Source organism: Salinivibrio sp. ML323 (assembly GCF_001995745.1).
GTDB classification, from domain to species: domain Bacteria; phylum Pseudomonadota; class Gammaproteobacteria; order Enterobacterales; family Vibrionaceae; genus Salinivibrio; species Salinivibrio kushneri.
In genome coordinates this window covers 41092-65414 of the sequence record NZ_MUES01000014.1, presented here as the reverse complement: position 1 = coordinate 65414, position 24323 = coordinate 41092, and the positions used below count along the sequence as shown (strand labels likewise).

21 protein-coding genes are annotated in these 24323 nt (G+C 51.2%); 15 read left to right on the top strand and 6 right to left on the bottom strand.

Annotation, left to right across the window (positions count from 1 at the left end):
• The 9 genes from tuf to rpoC form a co-directional block, all read left to right on the top strand.
• Positions 1–922, top strand: a 922-nt coding sequence (gene tuf, locus BZG13_RS09975) for an elongation factor Tu (protein WP_108743884.1), incomplete at its 5' end; no start/stop codon positions are given.
• A gap of 226 nt (positions 923–1148) precedes the next feature.
• The gene (secE, locus tag BZG13_RS09970) at positions 1149–1520 is read left to right on the top strand and encodes a preprotein translocase subunit SecE (RefSeq protein ID WP_025674747.1); all 372 of its coding nucleotides are present in this window, start codon (positions 1149–1151) and stop codon (positions 1518–1520) included.
• Between the two features lie 11 nt (positions 1521–1531).
• The gene (nusG, locus tag BZG13_RS09965; protein ID WP_025744447.1) at positions 1532–2077 is read left to right on the top strand and encodes a transcription termination/antitermination protein NusG; all 546 of its coding nucleotides are present in this window, start codon (positions 1532–1534) and stop codon (positions 2075–2077) included.
• 122 nt (positions 2078–2199) lie between these two features.
• Positions 2200–2628: a 50S ribosomal protein L11 gene (gene rplK / locus BZG13_RS09960; RefSeq protein ID WP_046074509.1), complete on the top strand. Its 429-nt coding sequence runs from the start codon at positions 2200–2202 to the stop codon at positions 2626–2628.
• A 4-nt stretch (positions 2629–2632) separates the two neighbouring features.
• Positions 2633–3337: a 50S ribosomal protein L1 gene (rplA, locus tag BZG13_RS09955; protein ID WP_077486507.1), complete on the top strand. Its 705-nt coding sequence runs from the start codon at positions 2633–2635 to the stop codon at positions 3335–3337.
• Positions 3338–3565: 228 nt separating this feature from the next.
• Positions 3566–4054, top strand: a complete 489-nt coding sequence (rplJ, locus tag BZG13_RS09950; protein ID WP_069361561.1) for a 50S ribosomal protein L10 — start codon at positions 3566–3568, stop codon at positions 4052–4054.
• A gap of 57 nt (positions 4055–4111) precedes the next feature.
• On the top strand, positions 4112–4480 hold the full coding sequence (rplL, locus tag BZG13_RS09945; RefSeq protein ID WP_069361560.1) for a 50S ribosomal protein L7/L12: 369 nt from the start codon (positions 4112–4114) through the stop codon (positions 4478–4480).
• A gap of 229 nt (positions 4481–4709) precedes the next feature.
• On the top strand, positions 4710–8735 hold the full coding sequence (gene rpoB, locus BZG13_RS09940) for a DNA-directed RNA polymerase subunit beta (RefSeq protein ID WP_077486506.1): 4026 nt from the start codon (positions 4710–4712) through the stop codon (positions 8733–8735).
• 83 nt (positions 8736–8818) lie between these two features.
• Positions 8819–13033 carry a DNA-directed RNA polymerase subunit beta' gene (gene rpoC, locus BZG13_RS09935; RefSeq protein WP_077486505.1) on the top strand — a complete coding sequence of 1405 codons (4215 nt, stop codon included), beginning with the start codon at positions 8819–8821 and terminating at the stop codon, positions 13031–13033.
• A 143-nt stretch (positions 13034–13176) separates the two neighbouring features.
• Here rpoC and BZG13_RS09930 read toward each other — a convergent pair whose 3' ends face one another.
• On the bottom strand, positions 13177–13662 hold the full coding sequence (locus BZG13_RS09930; protein ID WP_077486504.1) for an Rsd/AlgQ family anti-sigma factor: 486 nt from the start codon (positions 13660–13662) through the stop codon (positions 13177–13179).
• A gap of 144 nt (positions 13663–13806) precedes the next feature.
• On the opposite strand from BZG13_RS09930, the gene nudC reads away from it, so the two are divergent.
• Complete coding sequence (gene nudC, locus BZG13_RS09925; RefSeq protein ID WP_077486503.1) at positions 13807–14577, top strand: NAD(+) diphosphatase; 771 nt, start codon at positions 13807–13809, stop codon at positions 14575–14577.
• Between the two features lie 253 nt (positions 14578–14830).
• Complete coding sequence (gene hemE / locus BZG13_RS09920) at positions 14831–15895, top strand: uroporphyrinogen decarboxylase (RefSeq protein WP_077486502.1); 1065 nt, start codon at positions 14831–14833, stop codon at positions 15893–15895.
• 42 nt (positions 15896–15937) lie between these two features.
• Here hemE and BZG13_RS09915 read toward each other — a convergent pair whose 3' ends face one another.
• Together BZG13_RS09915 and BZG13_RS09910 are read right to left on the bottom strand one after the other, a co-directional pair.
• Positions 15938–16525: a uracil-DNA glycosylase family protein gene (locus BZG13_RS09915; protein ID WP_077486501.1), complete on the bottom strand. Its 588-nt coding sequence runs from the start codon at positions 16523–16525 to the stop codon at positions 15938–15940.
• Positions 16526–17431, bottom strand: coding sequence for a D-2-hydroxyacid dehydrogenase (locus BZG13_RS09910; protein WP_077486500.1), 906 nt, complete (start codon positions 17429–17431; stop codon positions 16526–16528).
• A gap of 91 nt (positions 17432–17522) precedes the next feature.
• Between BZG13_RS09910 and BZG13_RS09905 the strand changes: the two genes are divergently transcribed.
• A complete protein-coding gene (locus tag BZG13_RS09905; RefSeq protein ID WP_077486499.1) occupies positions 17523–18113 on the top strand; it encodes a YjaG family protein in 591 nt (196 codons plus the stop codon).
• A 45-nt stretch (positions 18114–18158) separates the two neighbouring features.
• Here the strand turns inward: BZG13_RS09905 and BZG13_RS09900 are convergent, their stop codons facing one another.
• Positions 18159–19247, bottom strand: coding sequence for a CNNM domain-containing protein (locus tag BZG13_RS09900; protein ID WP_077486498.1), 1089 nt, complete (start codon positions 19245–19247; stop codon positions 18159–18161).
• 223 nt (positions 19248–19470) lie between these two features.
• Between BZG13_RS09900 and hupA the strand changes: the two genes are divergently transcribed.
• Together hupA and BZG13_RS09890 are read left to right on the top strand one after the other, a co-directional pair.
• Positions 19471–19743: a nucleoid-associated protein HU-alpha gene (gene hupA / locus BZG13_RS09895; RefSeq protein WP_046074522.1), complete on the top strand. Its 273-nt coding sequence runs from the start codon at positions 19471–19473 to the stop codon at positions 19741–19743.
• A 60-nt stretch (positions 19744–19803) separates the two neighbouring features.
• Positions 19804–20478 (top strand): DUF1481 domain-containing protein, encoded by a 675-nt coding sequence (locus BZG13_RS09890; protein WP_077461886.1) that lies wholly within the window; start codon positions 19804–19806, stop codon positions 20476–20478.
• 147 nt (positions 20479–20625) lie between these two features.
• Here the strand turns inward: BZG13_RS09890 and purD are convergent, their stop codons facing one another.
• Together purD and purH are read right to left on the bottom strand one after the other, a co-directional pair.
• Complete coding sequence (gene purD / locus BZG13_RS09885) at positions 20626–21921, bottom strand: phosphoribosylamine--glycine ligase (protein WP_077486497.1); 1296 nt, start codon at positions 21919–21921, stop codon at positions 20626–20628.
• Positions 21922–21942: 21 nt separating this feature from the next.
• The gene (gene purH / locus BZG13_RS09880; RefSeq protein ID WP_077486496.1) at positions 21943–23532 is read right to left on the bottom strand and encodes a bifunctional phosphoribosylaminoimidazolecarboxamide formyltransferase/IMP cyclohydrolase; all 1590 of its coding nucleotides are present in this window, start codon (positions 23530–23532) and stop codon (positions 21943–21945) included.
• Positions 23533–23802: 270 nt separating this feature from the next.
• On the opposite strand from purH, the gene zntR reads away from it, so the two are divergent.
• Complete coding sequence (zntR, locus tag BZG13_RS09875) at positions 23803–24228, top strand: Zn(2+)-responsive transcriptional regulator (protein WP_415767933.1); 426 nt, start codon at positions 23803–23805, stop codon at positions 24226–24228.
• Positions 24229–24323 lie beyond the last annotated feature (95 nt).

The window sequence follows — 24323 nt, the reverse complement described above, 5'->3', positions numbered from 1 at the left end:
TGTGAAAAACATGATCACCGGTGCGGCGCAGATGGACGGTGGTATCCTGGTTGTTGCGGCAACTGATGGCCCAATGCCACAGACGCGTGAGCACATCCTACTTGGCCGTCAGGTTGGTATTCCAAACATCATCGTGTTCATGAACAAATGTGACATGGTTGATGACGAAGAGCTGCTTGAGCTGGTTGAAATGGAAGTTCGTGAGCTACTTTCAGAGTATGACTTCCCAGGTGACGACTGCCCAGTTATTCAAGGTTCTGCACTGGGTGCATTGAACGGTGAAGAGCAGTGGGAGCAGAAGATTGTTGAACTAGCAGAAGCGCTAGATTCTTACATCCCAGAGCCAGAGCGTGCGATCGACAAGCCGTTCATCCTGCCAATCGAAGACGTCTTCTCAATCCAAGGCCGCGGTACGGTTGTAACCGGTCGTGTTGAGCAAGGCATCATCACTGTAGGTGACGACGTTGAAATCGTGGGCATGAAAGACACCGCGAAGACCACCTGTACCGGTGTTGAGATGTTCCGTAAGCTTCTAGACGAAGGCCGTGCGGGTGAGAACGTTGGTGTTCTTCTGCGTGGTACTAAGCGTGACGAAGTTGAGCGTGGCCAAGTACTGGCGAAGCCGGGTTCAATCACGCCGCACACCAAGTTCGAGTCAGAAGTTTACGTGCTGGGCAAAGACGAAGGTGGCCGTCATACGCCGTTCTTCAAAGGCTATCGTCCACAGTTCTACTTCCGTACTACTGACGTGACCGGTACTATCGAGCTGCCAGAAGGCGTTGAGATGGTAATGCCTGGTGACAACATCAAGATGGTTGTAACGCTCATCGCACCTATCGCGATGGACGAAGGTCTACGTTTCGCTATCCGTGAAGGTGGCCGTACTGTAGGCGCTGGTGTTGTTGCTAACATCATTGAATAATGATTTGACGAAACACTAGTAAAAAGGGCATCATTTGATGCCCTTTTTCTGCGTTTGACGCTCCTGCTGGTGTGAATTTAGCCAGTAGTTGTTAGCAAKCGCAGAGTTTAGTGATCGTATCGAGCTTTATTGAGGCGTTATGATCACCATGTGCCTTTGCCAAACACTGATTGTGGATGGCTGAAAAGGCACTGCCGTCTATGTAGACTTGTTACAGGTAGAATGTATGAAAGCGAACGCTGAGACCCAATCCGGTTCGATGGACATCCTTAAATGGGGTGTTGTTTTTGTCCTATTGGCCGCAGCCGTGATAGGGAATAGCCTGTACAGTGACGTGTCTGTGGTAGTGCGAGCTGCTGCTGTGGTGGTACTGGTTGCCGCTGCCGGTGGTGTTGCTGCACTCACGATGAAAGGAAAAGCTGCGATCACGTTTGCACGCGAATCGCGTATGGAAGTGCGTAAAGTGATTTGGCCGACCCGCCAAGAGACTTTACAGACATCTCTCATCGTTCTGGCTGTTACTGTCGTTATGGCGCTCATCTTGTGGGGCGTTGACGGAATCATGGTCCGTCTAGTCCGCCTAATCACTGGCGTGTGAGGTAAAAGTACATGAGCGAAGCTCCCAAAAAACGTTGGTATGTGGTCCAGGCTTTCTCTGGTTTTGAAAGCCGTGTAGCGCAGTCATTGCGCGAACATATCAAAATGCACGAAATGGAAGACTATTTCGGGGAAGTCTTGGTGCCAACCGAAGAAGTGGTTGAAATGCGCCAGGGGCAACGTCGCAAGAGCGAGCGTAAATTCTTCCCAGGTTATGTGCTCGTCCAAATGGTGATGAACGATGAGTCGTGGCACCTAGTACGTGGTGTGCCACGTGTGATGGGCTTTATCGGCGGCACCTCTGATCGCCCAGCTCCAATTTCTGATAAAGAAGCGGACTCTATTCTCAATCGCCTTGAAAAAGCGAGTGAGTCTCCGGTTCACAAAACCGTGTTTGAAGCCGGCGAAGTGGTGCGTGTCACAGAAGGGCCGTTTGCAGACTTTAACGGTGTTGTCGAGCAAGTGGACTATGACAAGAACCGCCTTAAGGTGTCTGTCTCAATCTTTGGTCGTGCAACCCCAGTTGAGCTTGAGTTTGGCCAGGTAGAAAAAACCTGATCAAAAAAGCATCATCAACGGTTGGCAAGGGCGCGAAATTTGACTATAATTTCGCGCCCTTTTGTTAAACGGGGAGTTTATCGCAAGATAGACGTCAGTACCCAAAATAAGGTAATTGAATAATGGCAAAGAAAGTAGAAGCTTACATCAAGCTGCAAGTTGCAGCGGGTGCAGCTAACCCATCGCCACCGGTTGGTCCTGCTCTGGGTCAACACGGTGTGAACATCATGGAGTTCTGTAAAGCGTTTAACGCGAAGACCGAATCTATCGAGAAAGGTCTACCAACTCCTGTTGTTATCACTGTATACAGTGACCGTTCTTTCACCTTCGTAACCAAGACTCCACCAGCGGCGATTCTTCTTAAGAAAGCGGCAGGCGTGAAATCTGGTTCAGGTCGTCCGAACACTGAAAAAGTGGGTACCGTGACTGACGCGCAGATCCAAGAGATCGCAGAAACCAAAGCGGCAGACATGACCGGTGCGGACATCGAAGCGATGAAACGCTCCATTGCGGGTACTGCCCGTTCAATGGGCCTGAACGTAGAGGGTTAAGACAATGGCTAAAATGACTAAGCGCATGCGCGTAATTCGCGAAAAAGTTGATGTGACCAAAGACTACGACATCAACGAAGCCGTTGCTCTACTGAAGGAACTGGCGACTGCAAATTTCGTTGAAAGTGTTGACGTTTCTGTCAACCTTGGCATCGATGCTCGTAAATCAGACCAAAACGTTCGTGGCGCGACCGTACTGCCTAACGGTACAGGCCGTGACATCCGTGTTGCTGTGTTCACACAAGGTGCGAACGCTGACGCGGCGAAAGAAGCCGGTGCGGATATCGTCGGTATGGAAGATCTTGCTGAACAAGTGAAGAAAGGCGAAATGAACTTTGACGTCGTTGTCGCTTCACCAGACGCAATGCGCGTTGTTGGTCAGCTAGGTACCATCCTAGGCCCACGTGGTCTGATGCCAAACCCGAAAGTGGGTACTGTAACCCCTAACGTTGCTGAAGCGGTTAAAAACGCGAAAGCAGGTCAGGTTCGTTATCGTAACGACAAGAATGGCATCATTCATACCACTATCGGTAAAGTAGACTTTGACGCGAACAGCCTGAAAGAAAACCTGGAAGCGCTGTTGGTGGCGCTGAAGAAGGCGAAGCCAACTTCAGCTAAAGGTACTTACATCAAGAAAGTTAGCCTTTCTACAACCATGGGTGCTGGTGTTTCTCTTGACCAAAACTCTTTGGAAGCAAGCGTTAACTAATTGCGACAAGCGAGAGAGTCGTTTATACTCTCTCGCTTGACAATTTTATGGCTGAGTTTGCTTCGGCAAACTTCGTCCAAGACCGTAGGCGTTCATTACGAACTTAATCTTCCTACGTAGACGGTGCCAGAACATGATAGATTTCTCGTCTTTCTTGGATCTGCACCGTACAAGCTCTCTCTGCAAAGCTGTAGAGAGTGGTGTTAAACAATCCAGGAGCAAATCCAAATGGCTTTAAACCTTCAAGACAAAAAAGCAATTGTTGCTGAAGTCAACGAAGCTGCCAGTGGAGCCCTGTCTGCAGTAGTTGCTGATTCTCGCGGTGTCGCGGTGGACGCAATGACTTCTCTACGTAAACAAGCGCGTGAAGCGGGCGTTTACATGAAAGTTGTGCGTAACACTCTGGCTCGCCGTGCAGTTGAAGGCACTGAGTATGAGTGTCTGCAAGACACTTTTGTTGGCCCAACTCTGATTGCGTTTTCTAACGAGCACCCAGGTGCCGCTGCGCGTCTTTTCAAAGACTTCGCAAAAGAAAACAAAGAGTTTGAGGTTAAATCTGCTGCATACGAAGGCGCGATCACTGACCCAGAGGTACTGGCGACACTGCCAACGTACGACGAAGCAATTGCACGCCTAATGATGGGCTTGAAAGAAGCTTCTGCCGGCAAGCTGGTTCGTACTATCGCCGCTGTTCGCGATCAAAAAGACGCGGCCTAATCGCCCGTTTAATTTGGTTGCTTAATCCTTTTATTGTTGACTTTAAAGAGAATTGTTATGTCTATCACTAACGAGCAAATCCTAGACGCCATTGCAGACATGTCTGTAATGCAAGTTGTTGAGCTTATCGAAGCTATGGAAGAAAAATTCGGCGTATCAGCGGCAGCAGCCGTTGTTGCTGGCGGTGCGGCTGAAGGCGCAGCGGTTGAAGAGCAAACCGAATTTGACGTTATCCTAACTGAAGCGGGTGCGAACAAAGTAGCCGTTATCAAAGCGGTACGTGGCGCAACGGGTCTAGGCCTGAAAGAAGCGAAAGCGCTTGTTGACGGCGCACCAGCACCTCTGAAAGAAGGTGTTGAGAAAGAAGAAGCTGACGCGCTTAAAGCGCAGCTAGAAGAAGCTGGTGCTTCTGTTGAAGTTAAGTAATTTATACTTAATTTCCTAGCCTGAAAAGGCATTGGCTGGTGGCTAAAAAGCCACCGGCCTTTTTGCGCTGTAGGGCAGTAGTGAAATTTTCACCCCGTTTTATCACTGCTGACCATGCAAAAAAAATCAAAGCAAGCGCTTTGATTTTCCTACACTAAACGGTGGTTGTTTAGTCACTGTCCCTTGTACTGGACAGTTTGGGTCACTTATCAGCGAGCTGAGGAACCCTATGGTTTACTCTTATACCGAGAAAAAGCGTATCCGTAAGGATTTTGGTAAGCGTCCGCAAGTTCTGGACGTGCCATACTTGCTGTCGATCCAGCTTGAATCTTTTAAGAACTTTATCGAGCAGGATCCAGAAGGGCAATACGGTCTTGAAGCTGCCTTTCGCTCTGTCTTTCCAATTCAGAGCTACAACGGCAATTCCGAGCTGCAATACGTTAGCTATCGTCTCGGTGAGCCAGTTTTCGATGTCAAAGAATGCCAAATTCGCGGCGTAACCTATTCGGCCCCACTACGCGTCAAACTGCGCTTGGTGATGTTTGATAAGGATGCCCCGGCTGGTACCGTTAAAGACATCAAAGAACAAGAAGTCTATATGGGCGAAATTCCGCTCATGACTGAAAATGGTACCTTTGTCATCAATGGTACTGAGAGGGTTATCGTATCCCAGCTGCACCGTAGTCCGGGCGTCTTTTTCGACAGCGATAAGGGTAAAACCCATTCCTCAGGAAAAGTGCTATATAACGCACGCGTGATCCCATACCGTGGTTCATGGTTGGATTTCGAATTCGATCCTAAGGATATCGTATACGTTCGTATCGATCGTCGTCGTAAGCTGCCAGCTTCGATTATTCTGCGTGCGCTGGAATACACCACTGAAGAGATTTTGGACCTGTTCTTCGAAAAAGTTGTTTTCGAAGTTAAAGGTAAATCTCTAGTGATGGAATTGGTACCTGATCGCCTACGTGGTGAAACCGCGAGCTTTGATATCGAAGCGGATGGCAAAGTCTACGTGGAGCAGGGTCGTCGAATCACTGCGCGTCATATCCGTCAGTTGACGAAAGATAACGTTGATCACATCGAAGTACCAGTTGAGTACATTGCGGGCAAGATCTCTGCACGTGAGTACGTCAATCAGGACACTGGCGAAGTGATTGTCTCGGCTAACCAAGAGGTCAGCCTGGAGACACTGGCGCAGTTGTCGCAAGCAGGTCATAAACGTATCGAAACCCTGTTTACCAATGATCTGGACCATGGCCCGTACATGTCAGATACCTTGCGTATCGACAACACCACGGACCGTCTGACGGCGCTAGTTGAAATCTATCGCATGATGCGTCCTGGCGAGCCACCAACGCGTGAAGCTGCCGAGCAACTGTTTGAGAGTCTGTTCTTCTCCGAAGACCGCTATGATTTATCATCTGTGGGTCGTATGAAGTTCAACAGCTCGTTGGGTCGTGACGATCTCACTGGACCTGGCGTACTGAGCAAAGAAGACATCATTGAGGTGATGCGTAAACTCATCCATATCCGTAACGGTATTGGCGAAGTGGACGATATTGATCACCTCGGTAACCGCCGTATTCGCTCTGTGGGTGAAATGGCAGAAAACCAGTTCCGTGTGGGCTTGGTACGTGTAGAGCGTGCAGTAAAAGAGCGTTTGAGCTTGGGCGATCTCGATAACGTGATGCCACAAGACTTGATTAACGCCAAGCCTATCTCTGCGGCGGTGAAAGAGTTCTTTGGTTCGTCTCAGCTGTCACAGTTTATGGATCAAAACAACCCATTGTCTGAGGTCACGCACAAGCGTCGTATCTCTGCCTTGGGTCCAGGTGGTCTGACACGTGAGCGTGCTGGTTTCGAAGTGCGTGACGTACACGCAACGCACTATGGTCGTCTATGTCCGATCGAAACACCGGAAGGGCCGAACATCGGTCTGATTAACTCACTGTCTGCGTTTGCGCGCTGCAACGCTTATGGCTTCCTGGAAACACCTTACCGTAAAGTGGTTGACGGTAAAGTGACGGACCAAATTGATTATCTGTCGGCGATTGAAGAAGGCCATTATGTTATCGCGCAGGCTAACGCTGCGTTGAACGAAGATGGGTCTTTCACCGATGAGCTGATCACCGCGCGTGAAACGGGTGAGTCAGGTTTGCACCCACGCGACCATGTTCAGTATATGGACGTTGCGACTAACCAGGTCGTTTCCGTGGCTGCGTCGCTGATCCCATTCCTTGAGCATGATGATGCGAACCGTGCCTTGATGGGTGCGAACATGCAACGTCAAGCTGTACCAACATTGCGTGCGCAAAAGCCGCTAGTGGGTACGGGTATCGAGCGTAATGTAGCGGTTGACYCAGGGGTGACCGCGGTAGCCAAACGTGGCGGTACCATTCAGTCGGTTGACGCCTCACGTATTGTGGTGAAAGTGAATGAAGATGAATTGGTACCAGGCGAAGCCGGTATCGACATCTACAGCTTGATCAAATACACACGTTCTAACCAGAACACCTGTATTAACCAGCGTCCAACCGTGATGCCGGGCCACGAAGTGGCAAAAGGTGACGTACTGGCTGACGGCCCATCGACTGACTTGGGCGAGCTAGCACTAGGTCAGAACATGCGTATCGCGTTTATGCCGTGGAACGGTTATAACTTTGAGGATTCCATCCTTATTTCTGAGCGAGTGGCTCAGGAAGACCGTTTGACCACTATCCACATCCAAGAGCTGTCTTGTGTGGCGCGTGACACCAAGCTGGGTAGCGAAGAAATCACCGCGGATATTCCAAACGTGGGTGAAGCGGCGCTGTCTAAGCTGGATGAGTCAGGGGTTGTGTATATCGGTGCCGAAGTGAAAGGCGGCGATATCATGGTCGGCAAAGTGACGCCAAAAGGCGAAACGCAACTGACACCAGAAGAGAAGCTGCTGCGTGCCATTTTCGGTGAAAAAGCGTCTGACGTGAAAGACTCGTCACTGCGTGTACCGAATGGTGTGTCTGGTACGGTTATCGATGTACAAGTCTTTACTCGCGATGGCGTAGAAAAAGACAAGCGTGCACTCGAAATCGAAGAAATGCAGCTAAAAGAAGCCAAAAAAGACCTGACCGAGGAGTTCTCTATCCTTGAAGGCGGTCTGATGGCGCGTGTTCGCACACTGCTTTCTCAAGCCGGTTATACCGACAACCAGCTCGACGGCATGGATCGTCAGACCATGTTGACGCAAACGCTGGATGATGAAGCACAGCAAACCCAGCTTGAGCAATTGGCTGAGCAATACGACGAAATCAAAGCCGACTTTGATAAGAAATTCGATACCAAGCGTCGCAAGATCACTCAAGGTGATGACCTTGCCCCAGGCGTGTTGAAGATTGTTAAAGTCTACCTTGCGGTGAAACGTCGCATTCAGCCAGGCGATAAGATGGCCGGTCGTCACGGTAACAAAGGTGTTATCTCGAAGATCAACCCGATCGAAGATATGCCTTACGATGAGTCAGGCGAGCCTGTTGACTTGGTACTGAACCCATTGGGTGTACCTTCGCGGATGAACATCGGTCAGATCCTAGAAACGCACTTGGGTCTGGCGGCGAAAGGTATTGGTGACAAGATCAACCGCATGCTTAAAGAGCAGCAGGAACTGGCGAAATTCCGTGAGTTCTTGCAGAAGGTCTATGATCTGGGTGAGACCCGTCAGGAAGTGGACATCAGTAAACTGACTGACGAGGAAATTCGCACGTTGATCAATAACCTGCGTGATGGTCTGCCAACCGCATCTCCTGTCTTTGATGGTGCGCCTGAGCCGGTTGTCAAAGAGCTATTGAAACTGGGTGATTTGCCAGAGTCAGGTCAACTTGACCTTTACGATGGCCGCACGGGTGAGAAGTTTGAGCGTCCAGTAACCGTGGGTTACATGTACATGCTGAAACTGAACCACCTTGTTGACGACAAGATGCACGCCCGTTCAACCGGTTCTTRCAGCTTGGTGACGCAGCAACCGTTGGGTGGTAAGGCACAGTTCGGTGGTCAGCGCTTCGGTGAGATGGAAGTTTGGGCTCTGGAAGCATACGGTGCTGCCTATACCCTRCAAGAAATGCTCACCGTGAAGTCGGATGACGTTAATGGCCGTACTAAGATGTATAAAAACATCGTAGATGGCGACCATCGTATGGAGCCGGGCATGCCGGAATCTTTCAACGTATTGCTGAAAGAAATCCGCTCGTTGGGTATCAACATCGAGCTGGAAGACGAGTAAGCCTCGAGCTACTCTCTCCGGTAAGAATATGAAGGCGCTGCCTGTCAGCGCCTTTATGGGTCAACTCCTCACAGGAGCCGATTGTGAAAGACTTACTTAAGTTTCTGAAAGCACAACATAAGACCGAAGAATTTGACTCGATCAAAATCGGTCTTGCCTCACCGGACATGATTCGTTCATGGTCGTTTGGTGAAGTGAAAAAGCCAGAAACCATCAACTACCGTACCTTTAAGCCTGAACGTGACGGTTTGTTCTGTGCACGTATCTTTGGCCCGGTCAAAGACTATGAGTGTCTTTGTGGTAAGTATAAGCGCCTCAAGCACCGCGGCGTCATTTGTGAAAAATGTGGCGTTGAAGTCACTCAGACCAAAGTGCGCCGTGAGCGCATGGGTCACATTGAGCTTGCTTCTCCTGTTGCCCACATTTGGTTCCTGAAGTCGCTGCCATCGCGCATCGGCTTGTTGATGGACATGCCACTGCGTGACATCGAACGTGTGCTTTACTTTGAGTCGTATATTGTTATTGAACCAGGCATGACCAGCCTAGAGCGCGGTCAGATGATGTCTGAAGAACAATATTTAGACGCACTCGAAGAGTGGGGCGACGAATTTGACGCGCGCATGGGCGCAGAAGCAGTCAAAGCACTGCTCGCGAACATGGATCTGTCGGTTGAGACAGAGCAAATGCGTGAACAGCTCGAAGAGACGAACTCTGAGACCAAGCGTAAGAAGATCACCAAGCGTTTGAAGCTGGTTGAGTCCTTCTTACAATCAGGTAACAACCCTGAGTGGATGATTTTGACCGTGCTGCCTGTGTTGCCGCCCGATCTGCGTCCATTGGTCCCGTTGGATGGTGGTCGTTTTGCGACCTCGGATCTCAACGACCTGTACCGCCGTGTGATTAACCGTAACAACCGCTTGAAGCGTCTACTTGATCTTGCTGCGCCAGATATTATCGTGCGTAACGAAAAGCGTATGCTGCAAGAGTCTGTCGATGCCATGCTGGATAACGGCCGTCGTGGTCGCGCCATTACCGGCTCGAATAAGCGTCCGCTGAAATCACTGGCTGACATGATCAAAGGTAAGCAGGGGCGTTTCCGTCAGAACCTGCTGGGTAAACGTGTTGATTACTCTGGTCGTTCGGTGATTACCGTGGGTCCATACTTGCGTCTGCATCAGTGTGGTCTGCCAAAGAAAATGGCACTAGAGCTGTTTAAACCGTTTATCTACGGCAAGCTTGAGACTCGTGGTCTAGCGACCACTATCAAAGCCGCTAAGAAGATGGTTGAGCGCGAAGAAGCGGTCGTATGGGATATCTTGGATGATGTCATCCGTGAACACCCAGTGATGCTTAACCGTGCACCAACACTTCACCGTTTGGGTATCCAAGCGTTTGAACCTGTGCTTATCGAAGGTAAAGCGATCCAGCTGCACCCGTTGGTGTGTGCGGCGTATAACGCTGACTTCGATGGTGACCAAATGGCTGTTCACGTGCCGCTAACGCTGGAAGCTCAGCTCGAAGCGCGTGCGTTGATGATGTCAACCAACAACATTCTGTCGCCAGCGTCTGGTGATCCTATCATCGTTCCGTCGCAGGACGTGGTATTGGGTCTGTATTATATGACCCGTGAAAAGGTCAACGGCAAAGGCGAAGGCATGTACCTGGCTGGTCCAGGTGAAGCAGAAAAAGTATACCGTACCGGTCATGCTGAACTGCACAGCCGTGTAAAAGTACGTATCAAGCAAATCGACATCGATGAGATGGGTACACGCACGGAAAAAGTGTCATTGGTGGATACCACCGTGGGCCGTGCCATGCTATGGACCATTGTTCCTGACGGCTTGCCGTATGACTTGGTGAACCAGCCATTAGGTAAAAAGCAAATTTCTAACTTGCTAAACACCTGCTACCGCAAGCTGGGTCTGAAAGATACTGTTATCTTCGCTGACCAAATCATGTACACAGGTTTTGCGTATTCAGCGCTGTCGGGCACGTCTGTCGGTATCGACGACATGGTGATCCCACAAGCGAAGTACGACTTGATCGAAGCTGCTGAAGCTGAAGTCGCGGAAATTCAAGAGCAGTTCCAGTCAGGCCTAGTGACGGCCGGCGAGCGCTATAACAAAGTGATCGATATCTGGGCGGCTGCGAACGAACAAGTTGCCAAAGCGATGATGGATAACCTGTCTACCGAGACAGTGATTAACCGTGATGGCGAAGAAGAAACGCAAACATCGTTTAACAGCGTCTACATGATGGCTGACTCAGGTGCACGTGGTTCTGCCGCACAGATCCGTCAGCTAGCGGGTATGCGTGGTCTGATGGCGAAGCCGGATGGCTCCATCATCGAAACGCCAATCACCGCGAACTTCCGTGAAGGTCTGAACGTACTTCAGTACTTTATTTCAACGCACGGTGCCCGTAAGGGTCTGGCGGATACGGCACTGAAGACCGCGAACTCAGGTTATCTGACGCGTCGTCTGGTCGATGTCGCGCAAGACGTGGTTGTGACCGAAACCGATTGTGGCACCCAAGGCGGTATCCACATGATGGCGGTTATCGAAGGTGGTGACGTTAAAGAAGCCCTGCGTGAGCGTGTTCTAGGCCGTGTTGTGGCAGAAGATGTGCTCAAGCCTGGCTCGGAAGAAGTCCTGGCACCACGCAACACGCTGTTGGACGAAAAATGGTGTGACATTCTTGAGCATCATTCCGTCGATAAAGTGAAAGTGCGTTCTGTTGTAACCTGTGAAACCGACTTTGGTTGTTGTGCCAACTGTTATGGTCGCGACCTGGCTCGTGGTCACTTGGTTAATCACGGTGAGTCTGTCGGTGTTATTGCAGCACAGTCTATCGGTGAGCCTGGTACACAGCTGACCATGCGTACGTTCCACATCGGTGGTGCCGCATCGCGTGCAGCGGCAGAAAACAACATCCAGGTGAAGAACAAAGGTTCTATGCACCTGCACAATGCCAAATCTGTTACCAACAGCGACGGTAAGCTCGTGATTACCTCGCGTGCGACAGAAATGACCATTGTTGATGAGTTTGGCCGTACCAAAGAAAGCTACAAAGTGCCTTATGGTGCAATCCTTGGCAAGCAAGACGGCGAAGCCGTGGCAGCCGGTGACGTAGTCGCTAACTGGGACCCACACACCATGCCAATCATCACTGAGGTAGAAGGTAGCCTTCGCTTCGTGGATATGATTGATGGCGCGACCATGCAACGTCAAACTGACGAGCTAACGGGTCTGTCTTCTATCGTGGTCATGGATGCCTCAGAGCGTCCAACATCCGGTAAAGACAAGCGTCCTGCGGTGAAGCTGGTGGATGCGCAAGGTAATGATGTGATGGTGCCGGGTACTGATATGCCGGTTCAATACTTCTTGCCAGGTAAAGCCATCGTGCAACTAGATGACGGTGCGAGTGTTGGCATTGGTGACACCCTAGCGCGTATCCCGCAAGAAAGCGGCGGTACCAAGGATATCACCGGTGGTCTGCCTCGCGTTGCTGACCTGTTTGAAGCGCGTAAGCCGAAAGAGCCAGCGATTCTGGCAGAGATCACCGGTACGGTGTCCTTTGGTAAAGAAACCAAAGGCAAGCGTCGTCTGGTTATCACACCAGAAGAAGGTAAAGCGTACGAAGAGATGATTCCAAAGTGGCGTCAGCTCAACGTCTTCGAAGGTGAAAAAGTCGAGAAAGGTGATGTGATCGCAGATGGTCCAGAATCACCACACGACATCCTACGTCTGCGTGGTATCCATGCGGTGGCGGAATACATCACCAACGAAGTACAAGACGTTTACCGTCTGCAAGGCGTTAAGATCAACGATAAGCACATTGAGACGATTGTTCGTCAGATGCTGCGTAAGGTGACGATTAAGTCTGCAGGTGATACTGAGTTCTTGGAAGGCGAGCAGGTTGAATACTCTCGTGTCATGATTGCTAACCGTGATCTTGAAATCGAAGGTAAGCAGCCAGCTACATTTGGCCGTGATCTCTTGGGTATTACCAAAGCATCGTTGGCGACTGAGTCCTTTATCTCAGCGGCTTCGTTCCAAGAAACCACGCGTGTGCTGACAGAAGCCGCGGTGGCAGGTAAGCGTGATGACTTGCGCGGTCTGAAAGAAAACGTGATCGTGGGTCGTCTGATCCCAGCCGGTACTGGCTTCGCGTATCACAAAGACCGTCAAGCTAAGCGTGCAGAGCCAGAGCAGCCAGTCGCTCCTCAGGTCGATGCAGAGCAAGCATCACAAGATCTAGCGGCGTTGCTTAATGCGGGCTTGAACGACGACAGCTAAGCGAGTGAAATAATTAGCGCGATAAGCTAAGTCGAATAAAAAGGCATCTCTTCGGAGATGCCTTTTGTTTTTGTGTTCATTCAGCGCACAAAAAACGCCGCATCTCAAGAGGCGGCGTTTCTATTGATATTAGGTGATGCGTTTTAGGCGCCCGGCGGGTGAGCCAGGCTGTCAGCAATCAATCGAATTAAAGTATCTTCCAACTCAAAGCGTTGCTCAAGCCACTCACCAATCGCAGACATATCTTGGTCAAAATCGGTGGCGTCATAATCTTCGTCGTCCAAGTCTACCGCACTGAATCTATCATTAAAGTCTAACAGAGGGTCTGTCGTATCAACGATGCGATAATAAAGGTTATCGGTCTCTTTCGTCGCCGCGAACCCTGTTGACTGCCAACGCTCCATGACCATGTTGTAGATCTTGAAGTGGCCGGTCGAGATATAGTCGACAAGATGATCACAGAAATTATCGAGTTCTGCTTTTGTTGGCAGCGATTGTTTTTTTTTGGCGGCCACGCCAGCCACATTGTAATACTCCACCAATAATTGGCGGCGTAACTCAAGCCAGTAATCAATAACCTCGTCGTAACCGCTCCATTGGGCTTTGGTACGTTCAAGTTTTCTCAGCATGATCGGTGTCCTCGTGATCGATCAGCGAATGAATGGCACTATATAAGGCCGGCTGAAAATTAACGGGCTGCTCAATCCTTTGCATCACGTTATGAAACTAGATTGCCAGTATTCAAGTGTAGCTGCAAGGCTAAGGAAGTGACCATGTCTCAGAATCAAAAAGCCGTCTATGTATGTGTAGTTAGCAAGAGCAAACTTTGGCTGCCAGGTGGTCAATTGCCATGTATGCCCTTGTCGCAGCTGCCGTTTGCTGGTGGTGATACAGTGACTGTCGGTGACTATCAGCAGACACCGGTGGTGGGGGTATTTAATTGTAACGCCATGCTTCCCGATGACGAGATGGCAGGCTTTCGGGACTTACTCCCCTATCTGTCAGCGGACTTATTTGCGTTAGTCGGGCGGGTCGTCCAGCTCGATCATATGCGCCATCAGCAAGCATTTTGTGGTCGCTGTGGTCAGCGTACGGAATTTAACGCGCAGGCGGTAGCGATGTGGTGCTCAAGCTGCCAGCGTCATGATTATCCACGCGTATCGCCGTGTGTGATTGTTGCCGTGCGCGATGGTAAACGTTTGTTGCTTGCTCAGCACCCTCGTCATAAAACGGGCATGTATACCGTGATTGCGGGGTTTGTTGAGACTGGCGAAACGCTCGAGCAATGTGTGGCGCGTGAGGTGAAAGAAGAAACGGGCCTATCGATAACCAATATTCGTTACATGGAAAGCCAGCCCTGGGCGTTTCCTTCTAATGTGATGATGGGGTTTCTCGCCGATTATGCCGGAGGGGATCTAAACCCCGACTATGAGGAGCTCACCGATGCACAATGGTTTGATATGGACCAGTTACCGTTAGTCGCACCAACAGGAACGATTGCTCGACGCTTGATTGAGGCCAGCTGCACCTTGACGCAGGCATAAAAAAACCCGGCCGTAGGGGAGCCGGGGTAAGATGCGAACATGTTGTCTTTTGTAGACCTATGTCTTTTGTAGATCTATTGTCTTTTGTAGATCTATTGTCGTTATAGGATGGTTTTACCATGCGGTTAAATCACCAGCAATCGTTCGTGGTCCTTGGGTGGCCGTTTTATGATCCTGTTAACAAAGCTTCGCTTTTGTTGCCATTTTACAGTGATACAATGGCGGCCACTTTTCGCACACAGGTTTAAACACAATGACCGAATTGAAAAACGATCGTTATTTACGCGCCCTTTATAAGCAACCGGTAGATTGCACGCCCGTGTGGATGATGCGCCAAGCGGGTCGCTACCTTCCTGAATATCGAGAATTACGTGCGCAGGCGGGTGACTTTTTGTCGTTGTGTAAAAATGCGGAATTGGCCTGTGAAGTGACCATGCAGCCGTTGCGTCGCTTTGATTTGGATGCCGCTATCTTATTTTCAGATATTCTCACTATTCCTGATGCAATGGGATTAGGGCTGTACTTTGAAACGGGAGAAGGCCCCAAGTTTTCTCGTCCCATCACCTGTAAAGCGGATGTCGATAAAATCGGTATGCCCGATCCCGAAGGGGAATTGCAATACGTGATGAATGCGGTGCGTACTATCCGCAAAGAATTGGCGGGTGAAGTTCCCTTGATTGGCTTCTCTGGCAGTCCATGGACACTGGCAACTTACATGGTAGAAGGTGGCACCTCGAAAGCCTTTACCAAGATCAAAAAGATGATGTATGCCGAGCCGCAGACGTTACACGCCTTACTCGACAAGCTCGCCGACAGTGTGATTAGTTATCTAAACGCGCAGATTAAGGCGGGTGCGCAGTCTGTCATGGTCTTTGATACCTGGGGTGGCGTGCTCACGCCGCGCGATTATAATGACTTCTCTTTGCAGTATATGCAGAAAATTGTCGACGGTCTGATCCGAGAGCATGACGGGCGCCGCGTGCCAGTGACCTTATTTACTAAAAATGCGGGTATGTGGTTGGAACGCATTGCCGCGACCGGGTGTGATGGTGTTGGGCTTGATTGGACCATTAACATGGCTGATGCCAAAGCACGGATTGGCGACAATGTTGCTCTACAAGGTAATATGGATCCGTCGATGTTATATGCCAGCCCAGAACGCATTCGCCAAGAGGTTGCCACCATCCTAGAAGGATTTGGAGAGGGCACGGGCCATGTGTTTAACCTTGGACATGGCATTCATTTGGATGTGCCGCCAGAAAACGCAGGTGCCTTCATTGATGCGGTGCATGAACTCTCGCGTCCTTACCACGATTAGTAAAACACGCTCGCCAACTGGCGAGCGTTGTTCTTTTTAGCCTCAATCGTATAAAGCCTGTTGAACGTGATAGCGTATGGCAGGCACCACCTCCTCTTCAAACCACGGATTGCGGCGTAACCACAAGGTGTTTCTGGGGGAAGGGTGAGGCAGCGCAAAGGTGTGAGGCGCCCACTTTTGCCAGTGCTTGACGGTCTCGGTCAATGTTTTTGGTTTATTGGCTAAATGGTACCGCTGTGCATATTGGCCAATCAGCAAGGTTACCGCAACGTGAGGAAGATGCGCTTTGATTGCCTGGTGCCAAACAGGCGCGCAGATACGTGCCGGTGGCAAATCGCCCGATTGACCTTTGCCGGGATAACAAAAACCCATGGGCATGATGGCAAATAAATCTGGCTGGTAAAACTGCTCGCGAGTGACCCCCAGCCATTCCCGCAAACGATCACCACTAGGGTCATTAAATGGCAGCCCACTCTCATGCACACGTTGTCCTGGTGCTTGGCCGATAATCAGTACTCGCGCGTTAGCACTGGCTTGGATAACAGGGCGAGGCCCATCGGGTAGCCAGTGTTGGCATAACCGACACGCTCGGGCCGCGGCTAAAGCCGTGTCTAAATCCTCGAAAAGCATCTAGTAACCTTTGTCAAAATCGACTGAGTGCATGAGCGGTTCGCCTGCATGCCAGCGGCAATAGTTATCGGCAAATAGCGCAAAAACCTGCTCAGGAAAACTGACAGCCGCAATATGGGGTGTCACTCTCACGTCTGGGTGTGTCCAAAAGGGATGCTGCTTTGGCAGTGGCTCTTGTTGCATTACATCCAAGACCGCCAAGCCGAGTTTTTTGTTATCTAACGCGTGGAGCAGGGCGGCCTCATCCAAGGTGGCACCCCGTCCAACGTTGATGAATATGAGGTCTTTTGCCTGTCGCCAAAAATCCGCATTCAAACATTTATCCGTCTCAGGCGTGGCGGGCAAGGTACTGACCAGCACATCCATCTTGTCTAAGCGTTGCTCTAATGCTGGCAGTGTCAGAGTGTGATCAAAACTATCGACGGGCCGCCCATCTTGGTTGACGCCAAGTACGGTCATGCCAAAGGCGTGTGCGACGGTCGCGATATGCTGGCCAATCGCCCCTGTGCCTAAGACGGCGAGCGTTTGTCCTCGCAACGACTGATAGGGCTGTGGCTGCCAGCAACGCTGTGCTTGCTGTTCGGCATACTGGCTTATATGCCGGCTTTCATTGAGCACAAACCCGAAGATATATTCGGCCATCAGTGCCCCGAATATGCCGCGCACGTTGGTGAGTTGATAATGACGGAAAGGGGCTTTAATCAGGGCATCGGTACCGGCAAAGGTCGACTGGAGCCAACGCAAGGCCTTGGCTTTGGGCAATAGCGGGGCCGCAAGCGGCGGATCGGCCAACCAGATACTGGCCTCCTCTGCGGATGAGGTGATAGCGAGATCGGGAAGTTGAGCCGTTTCAAGCAACTGGTGATACGTCTCGACATGCTCGCTGATAACGTAGATTTTATCCACAAAGGCTCCTTTTTATGGTGGGGGGAATCAAGTACACTGGCCGCATTCCATGAGGACAACATACCTTCCCGTTATTAAAGACTCACTGACTATGTTACGAAACCCTTTACAACTGCGTTTGGAAAAATGTGAAAACTGGCAGCACATTAGTTTTATGGCTGCGCTGGTGGAACGTATGGTCCCTAACTATGCGCTCTACTGTGCCCAAACTGGATTTGCCGACCCGCAAGCGTTTCGCAATATTCTCGATGCGGTATGGGAATCGCAGACGGTTAAAAGTGCCAAAATTGACTTCGAACGACAATTGGAAAAGCTAGAGCCATTAATTCCGGTCGCTGATGAGGATGCCATTTATCTGACTTATCCGGCGATTGATGCCTGCATCGCCTTGTCTCAGCTTATTCACGCTTTGTTAGATCGTGATGAAATCTTGCCCATTACATTAAAAGTTTCTCAGCAGTCGGTCCTCAGCGTAGCGCAGCTTGAAGAAGCGCAGACCGGTGAGGCGGTGACGGATGAGAATCAAAAGAGGTTTGAAGCGGTTTGTGAAGAGTGGGATGCCCAATGGGCGATTTTCCGTGTGCTAAAAAGTGCGGAAAGCCGTGATGTGGAGATGATCAAAAGCATCCGCCAAGAGCTGCGTGAGGCGGGCGTCAGTAACCTTGGATTAGGTGTCGAGTAAGCACGCGTCACCCGATAAAAAGGCGGCGCGAGCCGCCTTTTCTGATCATGACTCATCCGTATGTCGCTGGACCGGTGGTTCATCGTCATCTTGGCTTTCAATCATGTTGTGCTGCTTCTTCCATGCATCCCAACGTTGATACGCGAGCTGTTGCATATCAGTTACCGTGTCTGCCTCATCGATAATTTCTCGCCCGGTTAAGTACTCAAACACATCCTCCAAGGTGATAATACCTTGCACCGTGCCATATTCATCGACAATCATCGCCAACTGAGCGCGGCGGATCATTAAGATATCAAACGCTTGCAAAACACTGTTCCCGGGAAGGATCACCGCGAGGGGGCGCATGAGATTGCCTATCGGCGTTTGGCCTGCGCCTTGGGTTTTGGCTTCATAGATATTGGACTTGTGGACAAAGCCTAGAATATCGTCACGCTGCTCACCGTAAACCAGCGGACGAGAGAACGGGCAGTCACCATGCTCGTCAAGGAAGGTATTCACATCCATCTCGGCAGGAATGCGAAACAGGACCGGGCGCGGTGTCATCAGCTGTGTTGCGGGCAGGTCACGTAACTTCAGCATGTTATGAAGCATTTGTGTTTCGTCTTCCCCCATTTCCCCACTTTCTGATGCCAGCATTGCCATCGCTGAGATTTCATCACGTAGTTTAACATGGGTGGTATCCGCGCTGAGCCGCTTGGTGATCTGCTCAGACAGCCAAACGAATGGCGTCAGTGCCCACACCATCCACTTGAGTACCAGTGCCGCGCCAGGGGCTAATTGGGGCCAGAAGTTGGCGCCAATGGTTTTAGGAATGATTTCTGATAAAAGAAGAATCGCCAGTGTAAGAACGGCGGAGAATACCCCGACCCAAGCATCACCAAACACGTGAGCCGCTTGTGCCCCCGCGCCGGCTGCCCCCACAGTATGTGCAATGGTGTTGAGGGTCAGAATCGAGGCCAAGGGGCGATCAATATCCTTTTTAAGCGCATTGAGGCGCTCGGCCGCAGGGTGCCCTTGGTGGCGGAGGTTCGCAATGTAGCTGGGTGTGATACTGAGCAGTACCGCCTCAAGTACGGAGCAAATGAAGGAGACGCCAATCGAAAGCGAGATAAAAAGAACCAGAATGAGCATAGATTTCCGGAGTTAAAAGCCAATCAACACCCTAAAGATCAGGCCATTGGCGGGCTTTTACAACCATTCAACTGAGAAAAAACGCAACAAATTGTGAGATCGCGCTCAGTTTGTGGTTAAAGAGCCTCCATACAGCCACACTCATCGCCACAAACCTTTGCCAGCCGGGCTTCTTTTGAATTAGAGTGACTTCGTCTCTAAAAAACCTAGAAGGGAAGACATAATGAACAAGACCCAACTGATCGACCTGATCGCAGAAAAAGCGGACCTTTCAAAAGCACAAGCGAAAACAGCTTTGGAAGCGACTTTGGGCGGTATTGAAGGCGCCTTGAAAGAAGGCGAGCAGGTACAACTGATTGGCTTCGGTACGTTTAAGCTTAACCACCGTGCAGCACGCACCGGTCGTAACCCACAAACGGGTCAAGAAATTCAAATCGCTGCGGCAAACGTCCCTGCGTTTGTCGCAGGTAAAGCGTTAAAAGACGCTGTTAAGTAAGCACGCATGCTCATGTCGCCATAGCCTTCTCGCTATGGCGTTTTTGTATGTGGACTCGTGATGCGTTCTAAATTTTGGATAGTCGCGTTGATGGCCATCCTGGTTGGATGCTCAAGTGGGCAGCCTTCCAAGCCGGTCACACATATGACCGCCGCTTCCGCCGGCGATTATCGCGCTGTTTACTGGTTGGATAGTCAGCAAGGGCAGGTGATTGGTTTAGCCGAGCAAGTGTGGCAGGGCGATTATGGTCGTTATCGTAGCGAGTATGTCTGGCGAGACGGCAGCTTGCGTGCAATCAAACGAGAGGGCACACAGCTGGCGGGCGCCGCATTAGCTCCCTTCTCTATCTATGTTCGATTTGATGCCAGTGGTGAGCCTGTCTTTCAGCGCTATCAGCAAGATGAAACCTTACTCCCCTTGAGTAGCGCGACACTGACCCGCCTTTATCAAGAAGCCAATCAAGTACAGCAGCAAGCAAAAACGCAGTTGTCACGTGATGTATCAGTGTGGCAAGCGCAGCGTCAGGGCGACCGTTGGGTCGATTGTCGTGGCGATACCCAGCGTTGGACATTTTCTGACACGATTGATCCCAGCGTGGTTTCGCAGATAAGTCAGCCCGGCACCTTTGTGGTTGCAGGTGGCGATTCAGGTATCCTACGCGATAACATCGACTTTCTTGTGTATGTCGATAATAACAAAGCCTGTTTGCAGCGCCCTCGCTTACTTGACGAATAAAAGCTCGATGAATAGACGCTCGATGAACAAAACCCTATCGAAGCAAAAAAGCTCGTCGACACGTAAAAACCGCGGATATAAAAAATGCGCCTTGGTGGCGCATTTATCGGGTCTGGCTTGCTGGATGCGGCATGCCGCGATGTAACATTAAGTCGATAAATCAGCTTTTTCGCGAGATACCGCGCGGTGGGCGATGTCATTGCGGTAGAAGCAACCTGGCCAATGAATCAAGGCCGCGAGCGCGTCAGCCCCTTGTTTTGCCGTAGTCACATTCTCACCTAATGCGGTCGCACAGAGCACACGTCCGCCAGCAGTCACGATATCACCGTCTTTCAGCGCGGTACCGGCATGAAACACTTTGGCTGTCTCACTATCGGTGGGTAGCCCCGTGATACGATCGCCTTTTCGATACTCACCTGGATAGCCGCCAGCGGCTAAGACCACACCCACGGCTGCACGCGGATCCCAGTGAGACTCGACCTTATCAAGACGCCCTTCGCTACCTGCCAAGCAAAGCGCAACCAAGTCTGATTGCAAGCGCATCATAATCGGCTGGGTTTCCGGATCGCCAAAGCGACAGTTAAACTCAATCACTTTTGGCTTGCCATCGGCGGTAATCATGAGTCCCGCGTACAAAAAGCCGGTGTAGGGGATGCCATCTGCATGCATTCCCTCTACGGTGGGCATAATCACCTCGTCCATCACGCGTTGGTGAATGGCATCGGTCACCACAGGGGCAGGCGAGTATGCGCCCATCCCGCCGGTATTGAGGCCAGTATCGCCCTCTCCAACCCGTTTGTGGTCTTGGCTGGTGGCCATGGGGAGCACATGCTCACCATCCACCATGACGATAAAGCTTGCTTCTTCACCTTGCAGGAATTCCTCGATGACCACGCGGTGCCCGGCTTCACCAAACGCATTGCCCGAGAGCATATCGCGCACCGCCTCGGTGGCTTCTTGCTCGGTCATCGCCACAATGACCCCTTTACCGGCGGCGAGGCCATCGGCTTTGACCACAATGGGCGCACCTTTTTCCGCGATGTAGGCTAGCGCGGGCTCAACCGTCGAAAAGGTTTGGTAGTCGGCAGTGGGAATGCCGTGACGCGCCAAAAAGTCTTTGCTGAAGGCTTTAGAGCCTTCAAGTTGCGCCGCTGCTTGGGTTGGGCCAAAAATGGCCAAGCCGTGTTCACGGAAGGCATCGACCACACCCAACACCAAGGGCGCTTCAGGGCCGACGATGGTTAAATCAATCTGTTGCTCGCGGGCAAAGGCCAGCAACCCCTCGACGTCATCAGCGGCGATGGCAATATTGCTGACTTTTTTCTCATGCGCGGTGCCGGCATTACCCGGTGCGCAGTAAACGGTGTCGACGTTCGATGACTGCGCGGCTTTCCACGCTAGGGCATGTTCGCGGCCACCGCCACCAATCACTAAAACCTTCATATTCTCTCCTTCCTCAGCCACTTAGTGGCGGAAATGGCGCATACCGGTAAAGACCATCGCCATGCCATGCTCATTGGCGGCGGCAATCACTTCTTCATCACGCATCGAGCCACCCGGTTGGATCACGCAGGTGATCCCAGCGTCGGCTGCGGCATCAATGCCGTCACGGAAAGGGAAGAAAGCATCAGAGGCCATCACGCTACCGGCCACTTCGAGCTGCTCATCGGCCGCTTTGATGCCGGCTATTTTTGCCGAGTAGACGCGGCTCATTTGGCCGGCGCCCACGCCAATGGTCATGCTGTCTTTGGCATACACAATCGCGTTTGATTTCACGTATTTTGCCACTTTCCAGCAAAATAGCGCATCGTTCAGCTCTTTGTCTGTGGGCTGGCGCTCAGAGACGATACGCAAATCGTCTAAACCGACCATCCCTTGGTCGCGAGCTTGGACTAACAAGCCTCCGTTAACCCGTTTGCTGTCCCAACCTGTGGTGCGCGCTTGCCATTGGCCACACTCGAGAAGGCGGACATTTTTCTTTGCCGCAACCACCGCTTTCGCCGCATCACTGACACGTGGCGCGATGATCACTTCAACAAATTGGCGCTCGACAATGGCGTGTGCCGTGTCGCTGTCTAGTTCACGGTTAAAGGCAATAATGCCGCCAAATGCTGAGGTCGGATCGGTCTGATAAGCACGCTGATAGGCGCTGAGTAAGTCTTCGCCAATGGCAACGCCACAGGGGTTGGCGTGTTTTACAATCACGCAGGCAGGCTGTTCAAATTCTTTCACGCACTCTAATGCCGCATCGGTGTCAGCGATATTGTTATAAGACAGCGCCTTGCCCTGCAGTTGGGTAGCCGTCGCCACCGAGGCCTCTTGCGGTTGGGCTTCAGTATAAAATGCGCCTGCCTGATGGCTGTTCTCGCCATAGCGCATGTCTTGCTTTTTAACCCAATGTTGGCTCAGGGTGCGTGGGAATGGCGAGTCTTGGCTGTCTTCTGCGTGATGATAGGCAGGGACTTGGGTGCCAAAGTAATTCGCAATCATGGCATCGTAGGCCGCGGTGTGCTCAAACGCGGCAATGGCTAAATCAAAGCGCGTGGCATGTGTCAAAGACTGCTGGTGCTGTTCCATCTCGGTGAGCACGCGATCATAATCTTGGCTGTTCACCACAATGGTGACGTCGGCATGGTTTTTCGCCGCTGAGCGCACCATGGTTGGGCCGCCGATATCGATATTCTCGATGGCTTGCTCGCGTGTGCAATCTGGGTTGGCAACGGTTTGTGCGAACGGGTAGAGGTTCACTACTACCATATCAATCGGTGCGATCTGATGCTGCTCCATCACCGCATCGTCTTGACCGCGTCGGCCCAAAATGCCGCCGTGAATTTTCGGGTGAAGGGTTTTCACGCGGCCATCCATCATTTCTGGGAAACCGGTATGCTCGGAGACTTCGGTGACCGCAAGGCCGTTTTCTGCGAGTAAACGGGCCGTGCCGCCGGTCGATAGCAGTTCGACACCGCGTTGGGCGAGTGCTTGGGCAAACTCGACCACACCGGTTTTATCAGACACGCTCAGTAACGCGCGACGAATAGGACGCAGATTTTCCATGGCTTAGTTCTCTTCACTGACAGATTGAATGCTTATCAAAGCTCACTATGTATAACAACAGGGGTGAGCTTTATTAAACCGGCAAGCGCCAAAACGGCGCCATTCTATCTGATTTCCTCTGCGCAATCGATTGCTATTTGCTGATGGCGACATTTTTATTGTTTTTACACCTCAGTGCTTTCTGGTTCTCATGCAACGCTGGTCATAAGGGCCCGCCTTTGCTACAAAAAGAGAGTTCATCCAACATGAAAAGGAGCGGTGATGACCAAGTTGCTGCAAATAGGTGAGTTAGCCAAGCACTGTGGTGTCTCCACCGATACGCTGCGCTTTTATGAAAAATCTGGCTTGCTCGCACCGAGTGCGCGCACAGAGGGTGGATACCGGCTTTATGCCGATGAGGCCATTAGCCAAGTGATGTTCATTTTACGCGGCAAAGAGATGGGACTATCGCTTGATGAAATTCACGAGCTGTCTGACATTCGCGAAGAAGCGACGCTACACACCTGTGCAGAAGTAAAAGGGATCACCCAGCGGCGCCTGAATGAGGTCTCAGAGAAGATAGCCGCGCTTGAGCGGGTCAAGCATGCCCTTACGCGTTTAAATGCCGCCTGCTGCGGGATGGACGACGATGACGCGACCCATTGCTCGATATTGGAAACCCTTGCGGACAGCGAAGATGCTGATCCAATGTGTTAAGCCTGTAAGCCAGTTTTGGGTTGTTAGTAAGTGTGAGCAATATGCTTCAGCCATCCTCTTGGTATGGGGTTGATCTAACCACTTGTATTCGAAGA

What these genes read in the sequence shown, in the direction of transcription:
- BZG13_RS09890 (WP_077461886.1), top strand. Translation starts at nt 19,804, where the DNA reads ATGCGTTCTAAATTTTGGATAGTCGCGTTGATGGCCATCCTGGTTGGA.
- secE (WP_025674747.1), top strand. Translation starts at nt 1,149, where the DNA reads ATGAAAGCGAACGCTGAGACCCAATCCGGTTCGATGGACATCCTTAAA.
- BZG13_RS09900 (WP_077486498.1), bottom strand. Translation starts at nt 19,247, where the DNA reads ATGCTCATTCTGGTTCTTTTTATCTCGCTTTCGATTGGCGTCTCCTTC.
- nudC (WP_077486503.1), top strand. Translation starts at nt 13,807, where the DNA reads ATGTCTCAGAATCAAAAAGCCGTCTATGTATGTGTAGTTAGCAAGAGC.
- rplK (WP_046074509.1), top strand. Translation starts at nt 2,200, where the DNA reads ATGGCAAAGAAAGTAGAAGCTTACATCAAGCTGCAAGTTGCAGCGGGT.
- rplJ (WP_069361561.1), top strand. Translation starts at nt 3,566, where the DNA reads ATGGCTTTAAACCTTCAAGACAAAAAAGCAATTGTTGCTGAAGTCAAC.
- BZG13_RS09915 (WP_077486501.1), bottom strand. Translation starts at nt 16,525, where the DNA reads ATGCTTTTCGAGGATTTAGACACGGCTTTAGCCGCGGCCCGAGCGTGT.
- hupA (WP_046074522.1), top strand. Translation starts at nt 19,471, where the DNA reads ATGAACAAGACCCAACTGATCGACCTGATCGCAGAAAAAGCGGACCTT.
- purD (WP_077486497.1), bottom strand. Translation starts at nt 21,921, where the DNA reads ATGAAGGTTTTAGTGATTGGTGGCGGTGGCCGCGAACATGCCCTAGCG.
- hemE (WP_077486502.1), top strand. Translation starts at nt 14,831, where the DNA reads ATGACCGAATTGAAAAACGATCGTTATTTACGCGCCCTTTATAAGCAA.
- purH (WP_077486496.1), bottom strand. Translation starts at nt 23,532, where the DNA reads ATGGAAAATCTGCGTCCTATTCGTCGCGCGTTACTGAGCGTGTCTGAT.
- BZG13_RS09905 (WP_077486499.1), top strand. Translation starts at nt 17,523, where the DNA reads ATGTTACGAAACCCTTTACAACTGCGTTTGGAAAAATGTGAAAACTGG.
- BZG13_RS09930 (WP_077486504.1), bottom strand. Translation starts at nt 13,662, where the DNA reads ATGCTGAGAAAACTTGAACGTACCAAAGCCCAATGGAGCGGTTACGAC.
- rplL (WP_069361560.1), top strand. Translation starts at nt 4,112, where the DNA reads ATGTCTATCACTAACGAGCAAATCCTAGACGCCATTGCAGACATGTCT.
- nusG (WP_025744447.1), top strand. Translation starts at nt 1,532, where the DNA reads ATGAGCGAAGCTCCCAAAAAACGTTGGTATGTGGTCCAGGCTTTCTCT.
- rplA (WP_077486507.1), top strand. Translation starts at nt 2,633, where the DNA reads ATGGCTAAAATGACTAAGCGCATGCGCGTAATTCGCGAAAAAGTTGAT.